The sequence below is a fragment of the Allobosea sp. BH3 genome, from assembly GCF_025499465.1.
Lineage (GTDB): Bacteria > Pseudomonadota > Alphaproteobacteria > Rhizobiales > Beijerinckiaceae > Allobosea.
In genome coordinates, this window is sequence record NZ_JAIMCA010000006.1 from 356922 (window position 1) to 370249 (window position 13328).

General features: G+C 66.4%; 12 protein-coding genes and 1 tRNA gene. 3 read left to right on the forward strand and 10 right to left on the reverse strand.

Going from position 1 to position 13328, the window contains the following annotated elements; translation table 11 throughout:
• Nucleotides 1-48: 48 nt before the first annotated feature.
• Nucleotides 49-1083 (reverse strand): SDR family oxidoreductase, encoded by a 1035-nt coding sequence (locus tag BoBH3_RS21355; protein ID WP_262332876.1) that lies wholly within the window; start codon nucleotides 1081-1083, stop codon nucleotides 49-51.
• 171 nt (nucleotides 1084-1254) lie between these two features.
• On the opposite strand from BoBH3_RS21355, the gene BoBH3_RS21360 reads away from it, so the two are divergent.
• The gene (locus BoBH3_RS21360) at nucleotides 1255-2682 is read left to right on the forward strand and encodes an APC family permease (RefSeq protein ID WP_262332877.1); all 1428 of its coding nucleotides are present in this window, start codon (nucleotides 1255-1257) and stop codon (nucleotides 2680-2682) included.
• A gap of 150 nt (nucleotides 2683-2832) precedes the next feature.
• Here the strand turns inward: BoBH3_RS21360 and BoBH3_RS21365 are convergent, their stop codons facing one another.
• The 3 genes from BoBH3_RS21365 to BoBH3_RS21375 form a co-directional block, all read right to left on the reverse strand.
• The gene (locus BoBH3_RS21365; RefSeq protein WP_262332878.1) at nucleotides 2833-3333 is read right to left on the reverse strand and encodes a DUF2059 domain-containing protein; all 501 of its coding nucleotides are present in this window, start codon (nucleotides 3331-3333) and stop codon (nucleotides 2833-2835) included.
• Nucleotides 3334-3445: 112 nt separating this feature from the next.
• Nucleotides 3446-4147: a ribose-5-phosphate isomerase RpiA gene (rpiA, locus tag BoBH3_RS21370; RefSeq protein ID WP_262333069.1), complete on the reverse strand. Its 702-nt coding sequence runs from the start codon at nucleotides 4145-4147 to the stop codon at nucleotides 3446-3448.
• A 108-nt stretch (nucleotides 4148-4255) separates the two neighbouring features.
• Complete coding sequence (locus BoBH3_RS21375; RefSeq protein ID WP_262332879.1) at nucleotides 4256-4639, reverse strand: hypothetical protein; 384 nt, start codon at nucleotides 4637-4639, stop codon at nucleotides 4256-4258.
• Between the two features lie 141 nt (nucleotides 4640-4780).
• Between BoBH3_RS21375 and BoBH3_RS21380 the strand changes: the two genes are divergently transcribed.
• Together BoBH3_RS21380 and BoBH3_RS21385 are read left to right on the forward strand one after the other, a co-directional pair.
• On the forward strand, nucleotides 4781-5473 hold the full coding sequence (locus BoBH3_RS21380) for an HAD family hydrolase (RefSeq protein ID WP_262332880.1): 693 nt from the start codon (nucleotides 4781-4783) through the stop codon (nucleotides 5471-5473).
• Between the two features lie 28 nt (nucleotides 5474-5501).
• A tRNA-Val gene (locus BoBH3_RS21385) sits at nucleotides 5502-5576 on the forward strand.
• Between the two features lie 175 nt (nucleotides 5577-5751).
• Here BoBH3_RS21385 and BoBH3_RS21390 read toward each other — a convergent pair.
• The 6 genes from BoBH3_RS21390 to BoBH3_RS21415 all read right to left on the reverse strand — a co-directional run bounded on the left by BoBH3_RS21390 (nucleotide 5752) and on the right by BoBH3_RS21415 (nucleotide 13038).
• Nucleotides 5752-6810: a DUF2218 domain-containing protein gene (locus tag BoBH3_RS21390; protein ID WP_262332881.1), complete on the reverse strand. Its 1059-nt coding sequence runs from the start codon at nucleotides 6808-6810 to the stop codon at nucleotides 5752-5754.
• Nucleotides 6807-7649 carry an ABC transporter ATP-binding protein gene (locus BoBH3_RS21395; protein WP_262332882.1) on the reverse strand — a complete coding sequence of 281 codons (843 nt, stop codon included), beginning with the start codon at nucleotides 7647-7649 and terminating at the stop codon, nucleotides 6807-6809. The genes BoBH3_RS21390 and BoBH3_RS21395 overlap by 4 nt, the downstream gene beginning before the upstream one ends.
• Nucleotides 7646-8665, reverse strand: coding sequence for a FecCD family ABC transporter permease (locus BoBH3_RS21400; protein ID WP_262332883.1), 1020 nt, complete (start codon nucleotides 8663-8665; stop codon nucleotides 7646-7648). Before BoBH3_RS21400 ends, BoBH3_RS21395 begins: the two co-directional genes overlap by 4 nt.
• Nucleotides 8666-8682: 17 nt before the next feature.
• Nucleotides 8683-9726, reverse strand: a complete 1044-nt coding sequence (locus BoBH3_RS21405; RefSeq protein WP_262332884.1) for a FecCD family ABC transporter permease — start codon at nucleotides 9724-9726, stop codon at nucleotides 8683-8685.
• The gene (locus BoBH3_RS21410) at nucleotides 9723-10691 is read right to left on the reverse strand and encodes an iron-siderophore ABC transporter substrate-binding protein (protein WP_410050637.1); all 969 of its coding nucleotides are present in this window, start codon (nucleotides 10689-10691) and stop codon (nucleotides 9723-9725) included. Before BoBH3_RS21410 ends, BoBH3_RS21405 begins: the two co-directional genes overlap by 4 nt.
• A 202-nt stretch (nucleotides 10692-10893) precedes the next feature.
• Nucleotides 10894-13038: a TonB-dependent receptor gene (locus BoBH3_RS21415; protein WP_262332886.1), complete on the reverse strand. Its 2145-nt coding sequence runs from the start codon at nucleotides 13036-13038 to the stop codon at nucleotides 10894-10896.
• Nucleotides 13039-13328 lie beyond the last annotated feature (290 nt).

Sequence of the window (13328 nt, forward strand, 5' to 3'; positions counted from 1 at the left end):
GGCCGCGCTCTACGCCCCCTGGATTGCTTCGCTATGCTCGCAATGACGTCATCGTCCTATTAGCCCGAACTTCAGGAGGCTCTCGCCCGTCGCGACGAGGGCCTCCGCGGCCGGGCGCGGCTGCCAGCCCAGCATGGCCTGAGCCTTGGCGCTCGTCGCATTCTTGACGCGGCCGAGCTCCGGCGTGGCCGCCTGCCGTGCAGCAGCGCTGAAGCGCGCGACGAGGCGCACGAGCCAGTCCGGCAGCAGACGGGTCGAGACCTTGCCGGCCCCACCTCCTAACCCGTCCTTCAGTGCCTGGGCGATGGCTTGCATCGTCATGAAGTCTCCGGCGACGGCGAGGAAGCGCTCGCCGGCCGCCGCCGGATCGACCATCGCACGCAGATGCAGATCGGCGACATCGCGCACGTCGACGATGCCGAACATCAACCTTGGCAAGGCCCAGAGCCGCCCTTCGAGCATCGTCTTCACCAACAGGATGGAGGCCGAGAGATCCGGCCCCAGCAGCGGTCCGAAAATTCCGACCGGGTTGACGACGGAAAGCTCCAGCCCCTGCCCTTCCCCATCCACGAAATCCCAGGCCGCACGCTCGGCAAGCGTCTTCGACTTCGGATAGGCCGCAAGCCCGGGCGCGGCGAGGTCGGTCCAGTCCCGCTCGTCATAGGGGCGCTTCCGGGTGCTTCCGTAACCGATCGCGGCGAAGGAGGAGGTCAGCACCACGCGCTTCACCCCTGCCCTGTGCGCGGCGCGCAGCACGCGCAACGTTCCCTCGCGGGCGGGGCGGATCAGGTCGTCCTCGTCCTTGGGCGCGACGGCGAGAAGCGGTGAGGCCAGATGCAGCACATAGGCACAGCCGGAAGCGGCCTCCTCCCAGCCTTCATCGCGCTCGAGATCGGCGACGACGACCCGCAGCCGCTCGCCGGCCTCGATACCGGCCCAGCGAAGCGCCTCCCGCAGGCCGGCCTCCCGGGCCGAGGACCGCATGGTCGTCCGCACGTCATAGCCGGCGTCCAGAAGGGCGCGGATGCAATGTCCGGCCAGGAAGCCGGAGCCTCCCGTCACGAGGACAAGATCACGGGTCATGGTCCGGGCTCCAAGGCTCATTCGTCGACGTCACGCAGATAGGGCGAGGCCTGATCCCGCGCCAGCCGGGCGCGCGACCCGCACAACCTGTTTGCACATGAACCAATATGGCCGGACTGTGTTGTTCGGAAGCCGGTGCCCGCTCGGCGCCGCGGCAGAGGGAGAGATGCGATGACCGACATCCCGCTCGGCGCAGCCGCCGACAAGACCGCACAAGCTGCCGAACCCAGCCTGCACCGCGTCATGGGGCCGTGGCTGCTCCTGCTCTTCATCGTCGGCGACATTCTCGGAACGGGCATCTACGCTCTGACCGGGCAGGTGGCAAACCAGGTCGGCGGTGTGGTCTGGCTGCCGTTCCTCGTCGCCTTCGCGGTCGCGATGGTGACGGCCTTCAGCTATCTGGAGCTCGTCACCAAATACCCGAAGGCGGCCGGCGCGGCGCTTTATACGCACAAGGCGTTCGGCATCCATTTCGTCACCTTCATCGTGGCCTTCGCGGTGATGTGCTCCGGCATCACCTCGGCCTCGACCGCGTCGCGGGCCTTCGCGGCCAACATGTCCAACGCCTTCGGGCTCGGCCTGTCGGGCGGCATCGGCATCACGTTGATCGGGCTCGCCTTCATGGCGCTCGTCGCAGCCGTGAACCTGCGCGGCGTCGGCGAGAGCGTGAAGGCGAATGTCGTGCTGACCTGCGTCGAGCTTACCGGCCTGCTGATCATCATCGTGATCGGGTTCATGGCGATCTCCGCGGGCCAGGGGGACGTCTCGCGCGTGATGCAGTTCAAGGCCACGCCCGATGGCGGCATGGTCTGGCCGGTCATCGCCGCGACGACGCTCGCCTTCTTCGCCATGGTCGGTTTCGAGGACTCTGTGAACATGGCCGAGGAGTGCAAGGATCCAACCCGGCACTTCCCGAAGGTCTTGCTCGCCGGCCTCGTCATCACCGGCGTCATCTATGTGCTGGTCTCGATCTCGGCGATCACGCTCGTGCCGCCGGAGCAACTCGGCGAGGGCGAGACGCCGCTGCTCAAGGTGGTGCAGGCCGGCGCGCCGAACTTCCCGATCTGGATCTTCGGCTTCATCACCATGTTTGCCGTCGCCAACAGCGCGTTGATCAACATGCTGATGGCGAGCCGGCTGGTCTATGGCATGAGCCGGGAGCATGTGCTGCCGCCGGTGCTGGGCAAGGTCCATGCGACGCGGCGCACGCCCTATGTCGCGATCGGCTTCACCAGCCTGCTCGCCTTCGCACTCATCACCTTCGTCGGCGAGGTGCCGGCGCTCGGTGGGACGACGGCGCTGCTGCTGCTCTGCGTCTTCACGGTGGTGAACGTCGCGGTGTTGGTCCTGCGCAAGGACGAGGTCGGGCACGAGCATTTCCGCACGCCGACCTTCCTGCCTATCGTCGGAGCGCTGTCCTGCGCTTTCCTCGCAGGGCCATGGACCGGCCGCGCTTCGGTGCAATACACGATCGCCGGCGTGCTGCTCGGGATCGGCGTCCTGCTCTGGGTCGTGACGGTCCTGCTCAACCGCGGGACCGGGGCGCAGATCGCGGCGCCGTCCATAACGGACATCGGCCGGAGCGGCCCGGTCAACTAGATCGCCGAACTTTCCGGCATGGAACCCGCTCAGGCCGGGGTGACGGCAGTGCTCCCGCCGAAAATCAGGACGTTCTAAAGAAAACGCCTCCCCTTCCGGCTGGAAGAGGGAGGCGTCGACCGATCAGGCGCCGCCGCGCGCGGCGCGCCTTCAGAGTGTGTGGCCGCGCTTGCGCATCTCCTGGGAGAAGCGGTCGAAGAGGTAGTTGCTGGTCTGCACTGCCCAGGGCTGCATCACCTGGTAGATTTCTTCCATCGCCTGTGAGCGCAGACTGTTGTAGCGCTGTCCGACCGGCGACTTGAAGAAGGCGGCGATCTCCTTGAGATCGGCCTCCGTCATCTTCGCCGCGAAGACGGCGACCGCAGAGCCGATCATCTCGTCGGTACGCTTCTGGGCCTCGGGCTTCAGCACCGCGACGACCTCGTTCATATCCTTGACCATCTCCGGCCGGGTCGCGCCGACCATCTGCCGGGTGTTCTCCTCGAACTCCCTGAAGATGTTGTCGATGTTCTGCGAAACGCCCGTCAGATCGACGACCTCGCGGGCCGCCTGAAGGTGGGCCGGCGTCGGTGCCGTGCCCTGGGCGAAGGTCGGAGCGGCGCAGAGAAGCGCCAGGCCGAGGACTGCGCTGGCGAGCGAAAGACGGATCATGCGTTGAGAACCCCTTGGATCGTGAAGCGAGACGGCCTTGCCGAGCGGGCCTGCCGAACAGCCTTACTAGCGCGCTCCATAGCGCGGATTGCCGCCGAATGGAATCATTCGATCATTCGACCCGACCGAGGATGGTGAGTCCATCGGCGCCGGCCAGGATAGCGCCCGAGGCCAGGCCGATGAACAGCCCGTGCTCGACGACGCCGGGCACCATGTTGAGCGCTTGCGCCAGCCGCTCCGGCTCCGCGATCGCGCCGAGATGGGCATCGAGGATGTAATGGCCGCCATCGGTGAGCAGCACCTCGCCATCCGGCCGCCGGCGCAGGACGAGATCGCCGGCCGCGCCCGAAGCTGCAATGGCGGCGACGACGGCGCGGCGCGTGGCCTCGAGGCCGAACGGCACGACTTCGATCGGCAGCGGGAAGCGGCCGAGCCGCTGCACCAGCTTGCCGTCATCGGCGATCACGATCATGCGCGCGGAGGCTGCCGCAACGATCTTCTCGCGCAGCAGCGCCGCGCCGCCGCCCTTGATCAGGCGCAGCTGCGGGTCGAGCTCGTCGGCGCCATCGACCGTCAGGTCGAGTTCCGGCGTCTCGTCCAGGGTGGACATCGGAATGCCGAGGGAGAGAGCCTGCGCCTGCGTCACTTCGGAGGTCGCCACGCAAAGCACATCGAAGCCGCTCGCGACCTTGACGCCCAGCAGGTCGACGAAGTGCTTCGCCGTGGAGCCCGTGCCGAGGCCCAGACGCATGCCCGGGCGCACCAGGTCAATGGCTCGGGCGGCAGCCTGCTTCTTCAGCTCGTCGGCGTTCATGATCATGCCTGGGTCGGGGTGAGACGGTCGATCGCGCCCGGATCGGGGCAGCGGGGCTCTCCTGACGCGATCAGGCGCCCAAGTCCAGCGCGAGACAGCCCGGAAACGTCACTTCGCCTGCGGCGTGCACACCGTCTTGTCCTCATAGACGTAGCAGATGCTCATCTCGCCGGTGCGGAGGTTGACCCGGTAGATCCCGCCCTCGCGCTCATGCCGCGAGGGCATCAGCGAATAGTCGCTGGCCGGCTGCGGCCCTGCGCCCTCCCCGGCAGGAAAGCAGACGGTGAGACCGATGCCGCCTTCCTTGAGCTGGAACTGGCAGGCGCCGACCTCTCCCGTCGCCCGGTCGACCTTGTAGACGCGGTTGAGGTCGGTCTGTGGCGCCGGCGCGAACTCGAAGGGGCCCGCCAGCGCAGGCAGGCCCGTCACCGAGCAACCCAGCAGAAGCCCGATACGCGCCGCGAAGGCCCATCCTGAAACGATCTTCGACATGCCCATCTTCCCTGCCGCAGGAAGCGCGGCGAATCGTCTCGAGACGATACCACCTGCAGGGCGAATGTAAGGAATGAGGCTTGTCAGCACCTCCGGGAATGCCTTTAAGCGAAGCTCCCGAACCTGCCGGAAGCCTTTGCCATGAGCCTGCCCCCCATCGCCGTCTTCGATCTCGACGGAACGCTGGCCGAGACGGCGCCGGACATCATGCGGGTTCTGAACGTCATCCTGGTGCGGGAAGGACTGCCGGCCCTGCCGCTGGACCGGGCACGCGAGCTGGTAGGCGCCGGGGCACGCGCGCTGATCGAGCGCGGCTTCAAGGTGTCGGGCCGTCCGCTCGACGCCGAGACCCTGGAACGGCTCTTCCAGGATTTCCTCGTGATCTATGCCGAGGACGCAACCTCGCACAGCTATCTCTTCGACGGCGTGCTTGGCGCGCTCGACGCGCTGGCCGGGGACGGCTATGCGCTCGCGGTCTGCACCAACAAGCCGATCCTGCACACGCGGCTGATCCTCGCCCATTTCGGCATCGACGGCCGCTTCGCCGCAGTGGCGGGGCGCGACAGCTTTCCCTTCTTCAAGCCTGACCCGCGCCACCTCACCCTGACGATCGAGGCCGCAAAGGCCGATCCGAAGCGGGCGGTGATGATCGGCGACTCGCGCACCGACATTGTGACGGCGCGTTCCGCCGGCATCCCCTCGATCTGCGTGCCCTTCGGCTATACCGACGCGCCTATCGAGACGCTGGAGCCGGATTTCATCATCCAGCACTTCGACGAATTGCCGGCAGCGGTCGAGCGCGCACTGGCGCATCACACGTCCTTGACGGCATGAAGCGCGCCGACTAGGAGAGGGCCGGTCCGGGCGATTAGCTCAGTGGTAGAGCACTCCCTTCACACGGGAGGGGTCGCAGGTTCGAACCCTGCATCGCCCACCATATCTTTCCCCCATCGTCGGTGAGTACACCCGGCCAGCAGGCTGGACGACGGCGCTTGCGCCCTGCAGCCGCGCCGAGCCGCTGCGAGATTTTCCAGGAAACCTACGGCTCCGCCCGTCGACGCGGTCACATCACCACGTCGATGAAACCGAACAAGACCGACCGGAAAACGGGATCACTTCTTTTCCCAGTACCATGCCGCATAGATGCGGCTCTTGTCGTGACGGCGTTCCTTCAGGAACGCACGGACAGCGCGCACATCCTCCTTTTCGCAGGCGACCCAGACGAAGGTCTCGGCGCTGCTGGAGGAGATTGCTTCGATGGCCTGAGCCGACAGCGTGCCGGTCGTTCCCACCGGATATCGGCTGCGGTGCAGCCAGCGGACATCGAGCTGGCCCGCCGATCGCAGCGGCTGCTCCTCGTCGGCATCCGACACTTCGATGATCGCCCGGATCGCGGTGGCTGCCGGCGCCTCGGCGGCGATGCGCGCGATCGCGGGCAGAGCGCTTTCATCGCCGATCATCAGGATCGATTCCGCCTCAGGCAGCCTACCCGCGCCCGGACCGAGCAGCCCCACGACATCCCCGGCCTGCGCATCGCGTGCGAAGTCGGCGCCCGGCGTGGCAACGCCTGGCGTCGGGTGCTGCAGGAAGTCGATCCACAATTCACCGCGCCCGGCATCGACGGCGCGGATGGTATAGGCGCGCACGACGAGTTCATCCTCGCCGGTGGGCCAGGCAACCCGGCCGTCATCGCGATATCCCGGCCATACCGGCGGCCGGCCTCTCGGCGGAATGAGCAGGCGGACATGCATGTCGCCGCCGATGAAGGCGGTGGCGTCCGCGCATGAGAACCGGACGCGCCTCATATGCGGCGTTACGTTCTCAGCCGCGACCACCGTCACCTCATGGAGATTCGGCAGCACGGAACGCCCGACGGGCTCCGACCATGTGAGCTCTAGTGGATCGGTGCCCGCGAAATAGAACATGTGCTCAGCGATACTGGTGCGCGTCAGCTGCAGAGCCCTCTCCGACGGGCAATCCAGCTCGATCAGCAGCTTCGGCTCCTGAAGCCGGATATTGGCGCTGCCGAAGCTGCTGGTCAGCACGGCGGCGTTTCCCGTCCGCTTCACATCGGCGTGCTCGATGAAATGCTCGCAGATCTGGTCGAGCATCTGCGCGCCGTCCAATGCGAGCGCTACGCCGTTGAGCTTGAACGTCTGAGCCTCTGTCATGGCCGGTTCCCCTGTTCGAGGCTGGGTTCGTCGAGCATCCGGTGCCGGCCCATCGGCAGCATCATCGGGCGGCCCGAGGTGGGGTCGGTCAGGATGCGGCTGCGTAGCCCGAAGACGACGTCCACCGTCTCCTCGGTCAAAACCTGCTCCGGCGTTCCGGCGACGTGGACGCGCCCTTCCGCCAGGGCGACGAGATAGTCCGCATAGCGCGCGCCCAGGTTGAGGTCGTGCAGCACCATGACGACCGTCGTTCCCCGCACGCGGTTCAGATCGACCAGCAGATCGAGGATCTCGACCTGATGGTTGATGTCCAGGAAGGTGGTGGGCTCATCCAGCAGCAGGACGTCCGTCTGCTGTGCGAGGGCCATGGCGATCCAGACGCGCTGGCGTTGCCCGCCCGAAAGCTCGTCCACCGCCCGCTCGGCGAGATCCGTGATCCTGGTTGCGGCCAGCGCGTTCGCCACCGCCTCCTCGTCCTTGCGGGTCCATCGGGAAAAGAGGTTGCGGTGCGGATGCCGCCCCCGCCGGACGAGGTCGTCGACGAGGATGCCTTCCGGTGCGATGGGCGACTGTGGCAGCAAGCCCAGCTTGCGCGCGAGCTCGCGGGTGGGCGCCTGATGGATCGACCTGCCATCGAGCAGCACATGTCCGTGGCTCGGGGTGATGAGACGCGACATGGTGCGCAGAAGCGTGGACTTGCCGGAGGCGTTCGCACCGACGATCACGGTGATCCTGCCCGGCGGCACCTCGAGATCGAGCGAATGCAGGATCTCGGTCTCGCCATAGCCGGCGGAAAGCTGGCCGACGCTGAGGCCGTGGCCGGTTCGAGCCGTCGTCATAGCGACCTTCCACTCCGGTTGATGCGCACGATCAGGTAGAGCAGATAAGGCGCGCCGAGCGCCCCGGTGACGACGCCCACGGGGTAGCGGCTGAGCAGCAGGAACTGCCCCGTATAGTCGCCGGCCAGCGTCAGCACGGCGCCGATCAGTGCGGAAGGGATCAACAGGGAGCCGCCGCTGCCGATCAAGCGCGAGGCGATCGGACCCGACAGGAAGGATATGAAGGCGATCGGGCCGGTCACGGCCGTCGCGACCGCGATCATCCCGACGGCGGCGAAGATGACGATGATCCGTGTCCTGCCGAGCCGCACACCGAGCGCCGCCGCCGTATCCTCGCCGAGCCGCAGCGCGTCGAGCTCACGGCGCTGGCCAAGCAGAAGCCCGCCGAACACGACGACCGCCAGCAGGAGCGGAGGTGTGTCGCCGAGCTGGGCGCCGTTGACGCTGCCGGTCAGCCAGCGCAGCGCCTCCTGCAGGTTCCAGGCGGGAGCACTGGAGAGAATATAGGCGGTGACGCTGTGGAGCATGGCCGAGACGCCGATGCCGACGAGGATGAGGCGCGTTCCCGCGGCTCCGTTGCGAACCGCGAGGCCATAGACCAGCAGCGCGACCGCGAGCCCGGCCACGACCGCGACGATCGAGACCGCAGGGCCGCTCAGCGAGAGAACAATGATGGCGAACACGGCAGCGGCGCTGGCACCCGAGGTGATGCCGATGATGTCGGGGCTGGCGAGCGGATTGCGCAGCATGATCTGGAAGACGACCCCGCCCAGACCGAAGCTCAGCCCGGCGAGCAGCAGAAGCAGCGCGCGCGGCAGGCGCAGCGTTCCGACAAGGAAGCTCGCGCCCTCCACCGTCTCCCCGAGGATGACACGAACCACGTCGGCAGGCGGCGTGAAGGATTGGCCCAGCACCAGCGTCAGCACGACGAGGAAGCAGACCAGCAGCGCGAGGACGGCGACCGTCACGCGCTGCCGGACGATGCGCCGGTGCCGATGGGCGGCTCTGGAATCCATGGGCAGCGTGTCCACCGTCATAGCTCGCGAACCCGTTGGCGCCTGACGATCCAGATGAAGAACGGAGCGCCGATCAGGGCGGTGATGATGGAGACCTCGATCTCGCCCGGTCTCGCTACGACGCGGCCGACGACATCCGCCCCCAGCAGGAGGCAAGCGCCGGCAAGGCTCGAAAACGGCAGCAGCCAGCGATAATCGACGCCGACGAGAAGCCGGCACAGATGGGGCACGACCAGCCCGACGAAGCCGATGGGCCCGCACAGGGCCGTCGTCGCGCCGCAGAGCAGGACCCCGCCAAGGGAGGCGAGGAAGCGCGCCACGGCCACGTTCTCCCCGAGGCCGGCCGCCAGATCGTCACCGAGCGCGAGCGAATTCAGCTTGCGCGCGCAAACCAGCCCGATCACGAAACCCGCCACGAGGCACGGCAGCATCGGCATGATGCGATCGAAGGTCGCGCCAGCCACGCCGCCGATCTGCCAGGACTGAATGCCCCCGGCGATGTCGTTTCGGGGCAGCACGACCGCAATCACCAGGGATGCGCAGGCGATCGAGGTCGCAGCGCCGGCCAGGGTCAGCTTCAGCGGCGTCGCACCGCCGGCGCCGAGCGAACCGATCCTGTAGACAAACAGCGTCGCGAAGGCCGCGCCGAACAGGGCGCTCCAGAGATAGGCCTCTGCCGACGAGATATCGAACCAGGCCACAGCCACCACGACGGCGAGCGAAGCACCCGCATTGACGCCGAGGATGCCGGGATCGGCGAGCGGGTTGCGCGTGACGCCTTGCATGAGCCCCCCTGCCATGGCGAGCGCGCTCCCCGCCAGAACGGCCAGCGCCGTGCGCGGGATGCGGACGGCAACGGCCGCCTGCCCGATCGTCTCGGTCTCTCCGGAGAGGGCTGCGACAATGTCCGCCCACGCGACGTCGCGCGCGCCGACCGTGACCGAGAGCGCGACGAGCACCAGGAAGGCGAGCAGCAGCCCTACCAGCCAGATGCCGCGGAGCGCCTTGCCTTGGCCGGGGCCGGTTGCTCCACGCAGAGCGGGCGCGTCCTGTCCGATCATCGGGCCTTGCGTGCCGCCTCGGACAGCAGGGCGACATAGTCCTTCAGGACCCAAGAGATCGAAAGCGGAGTCGGATTGGCGGCGGTCCCGACGCTGTTGCGGCCAAGCAGGACCAGCGCTCGCCGGGCCACGGCCGGCATCTTGGCGGCCAGCGGATTTCCGGCCAACGCGTCGAGCAGCTTCGCATCGCCATATGTCACGACGATATCGACGTCGTTGAAGAGGTCGATCTTCTCCGCGCTGACCGACCCGGAATACTTGCCCGGCAGGGATGCTTCGAGGACGCTCTTGGGCGATTTGAGGCCGAGATCGGCGAAGAATTTCACGCGGGTATCGTTGGTCGTGTAGAAATTGACCGTGCTGAGATCCCGCGCATTGAGGTGGGTGACGAACATCGCCGATTTACCGGCGAGTTCCGGATATCCGGCAACGGTCTTGGCAATCTCTGCCTCGATCCTGGCGATCAGGGCCTTGCCTTCCGCGGCCATGCCCATCGCGGTGCTGTTCAGCTCGATCATCTCGCGCCACGCGGTCGACCACGGCGCATCCGGATAGGCGACGACGGGTGCGATCTGGCTGAGGGTCGCGTAGTCCTTCTGGGTCAGGCCGGAATAGGACGCCAGGATCACGTCAGGCCTCGTCGCAGCCACGGCCTCGAAATCGATGCCGTCGCCCTCGTTGAACAGCACCGGCTTGCCCGCGCCCAGCTCCTTCAATCGTGCGGCCACCCAGGCCAGCAGCCCGTCGCCGTCGTCATCGCCGAAATTCGCCCTGGCGAAGCCCACCGGAGCGACGCCGAGCGCCAGCGGAACCTCGTGGTTCGCCCAGGCGACGGTGGCGACACGCTGCGGCTTCTTCTTGATGACGGTCGTGCCGAGGGCGTGCTTGATCGTGATGGGGTATGAGGTCGCGTCGTCAGCCTTGGCGCCTGCGGCCGCGACGAAGGCCAGGCCCAGCATCGCCATGCGAATGGCAGCCATGAATCGCGACATCGCGGAAACTCCCGTCAAATCGAGCAAACTTCAGTACGGCGCTCGCCGCCCCATCGGGCGGCAGGCAGGCCGGGATCGCGCTCCCGGCCGCCGATGTCGGGCCCCGAGAGGAATGCAGGCTTCCAAACGAACGGGCCTCGTGAAGCGCGAAGCCCGTCGATTCTTGTCGCACCGGTCAGAACTGGACGGTGGCCGAGCCGACGAAGGTCCGTGGCGACGCGACCGTCACGAAATTGCCAGTGGTGAGCCAGTAACGCCTGTCGAAGACGTTTTCGACGTTGAACCGGAACGTCACGGGCTTGTCATAGATCGCCGTCTCGTAGCGGAGGCCGAGGTCGACGCGCGTCCAGTCGGGGAACTCCACCGTGTTGGCCGTGGTGAGGTAGGAACTGGACGTGTAGATGACGCGCCCGTTCACGCTCAGGCCTTTCACCCAGGGGGTGTCCCACTCCAGCGCGGCCGAGGCCGTCAGGTCCGGCACGCCGGCGGCATCGTTGCCGCGCTCCAGCGGATTGGTAGGCTTGGTCAACTCGGGACGCAGGAAGGTCACGCTGCCCAGCGCACGCAGGCCGGGGACGATCTCGCCATAGGCCGAGAGCTCCAGGCCGCGGTTGCGCTGCTCGCCATCGTAGGCGAGTGCGTTGGCAGCGTTGCGGATCTGGCTGGGGCGGGAGATCTGGAAGAGGGCGGCGGTCGTCGTGATGCGGCCCCAGTCGATCTTGATACCGACTTCCTGCTGGTCCGACTTGTAGGGAGCAAGCACCTCGCCGGTGTTGCTGTAGCCGGCGCCGACGATCGTGCCGGCGGTCAGGCCCTCGGCATAGTTCGCGTAGACCGAGACGTTCTGCCAGGGCTTGACCACGATGCCGGCGAGCGGCGTCGTGGCGCTGGCGTCGTACTTCGTCGTCCGCGCACCGGTTGCGGTGCTGTAGCCCTGCGTCGTCACGTTCTGGTGTCGAACACCGCCGGTGATCAGCACGGTGTCATTGAAGAGCGACATGGTGTCGGCAGCAGCGAAGCTGGTGAGCGTCGTCAGCGAAGCCTTCCGCGGATCGGCACGCAGGCCGATCACGACCGGCAGGCGCGCGGGATTGTAGATGTTGGAGGCCACCGACTGCGCCGGCGTATTCGCCACGTAGGCGTTGCCGGCCTCCTGCTGGTAGCCGGTGAAGACGACGTTCAGCGAGTGCTTGATGGGCCCGGTGTCGAAACGCGCCTTCAGGCCGACATTGCCGCTGACCGTCTCGGTATAGGAGTCGTAATAGGCGTTGATCAGCCGGAAATTACCGAACTGGTCGGCGCCGCTGGTGAAGCCCGTCACGCGGGAATCGGGGAACGTCTGATCGTTCGTGCCCTTGCGGTAGCCGATGCCGCCATAGGCCGTCAGCCAGTCGGTCACGTCGTATTCGAGGAACGACGCGATCGTATTGTCCTGCTGCTTGAGCTTCGTTCCCGGATACCAGTTGCCGCGCGCATCCGGCACGCGGGGAACGAAGGGAATGGTCGACTGCAGCGTCATCTGCGGGCGGAAGTTCTTGGTGTCGTCGTTCTGCGTGATCGCATCGAGCGACCACCTCAGGCGCTCTCCGCGATAGTCGAGCGCGACGGAGCCGAGCGTGGACTCCCAGTTGCCGTCCTTGACCGAGGCCTCGCCGTTACGCAGGACGCCGTTGACCCGAACGCCCCATTCCTTGTTGTTGCCGAAGCGGCGGTTGGCGTCGACGAGGACACCGTAGTTGCCGGAGCTCAGGAAGGTCGGCGTGACGCGGACGAAAGGATCGTCCGTCGCGCGCTTGGTGACGATGTTGATGCTGCCGCCAACGCTGCCGCCCGGCGGGATGCCGTTGATGAAGGCCGCCGGCCCCTTCAGCAGCTGGATCCGCTCGATATATTGGGCATTGGCGCGGTTCGATGAGATCAGGCCGTAGAGGCCGTTGAAGCCGGTGTCCTGCGAGTTAACCTGGAAGCCGCGGACCTGGAACGTATCGTCGAAGCCGTTGCTTCCTGTCGTCATGCGTACCGACGAATCGTTGATCAGCGTGTCGGCTGCCGTGCGCGCCTGCTGATCCTGGATCAGCTTCTCGGTGAAATTCACGGTGCTGAACGGCGTATTCATCACGCTCGTGGTGCCGAGAATGCCAAGCGAACCGCCCTGGGCGACCTGCCCCCCGGCATAAGGCTGCGGCAGGTCGCCGGGACGCTCCCCGGAAACCTCGATGGTCGGCAGCACGACCGGATTCGCAGCGGAGGCATCCTGAGCCATTGCGGGGGACACATGCAGCGATGCCAGGAAGGCGCCGCTCGCTAGCAGCGCAACCATCGCCGCATGGCTCGATGTGGAACCAAACGCCGTCCGGAGCCCGACCCGTTGACAACGTCCATCGCTCAGGCCGCCATGAGCGATTTCACGCTGAAAGCAATACATTCCCCGGATCCCCAACACCATTCCATCCAAAATCAAATCACAACGACGCCGCGAGCAATGTCGCAATGCAACTTATAGAAGATCAGGTAGCACTCGGACCGGCAGAGTCGCAACCCGATGACTTCATTACTAAATTAGAATAATTCAAATATAGATTTTTTGCCTCCAGACACTGTGTTTCACTG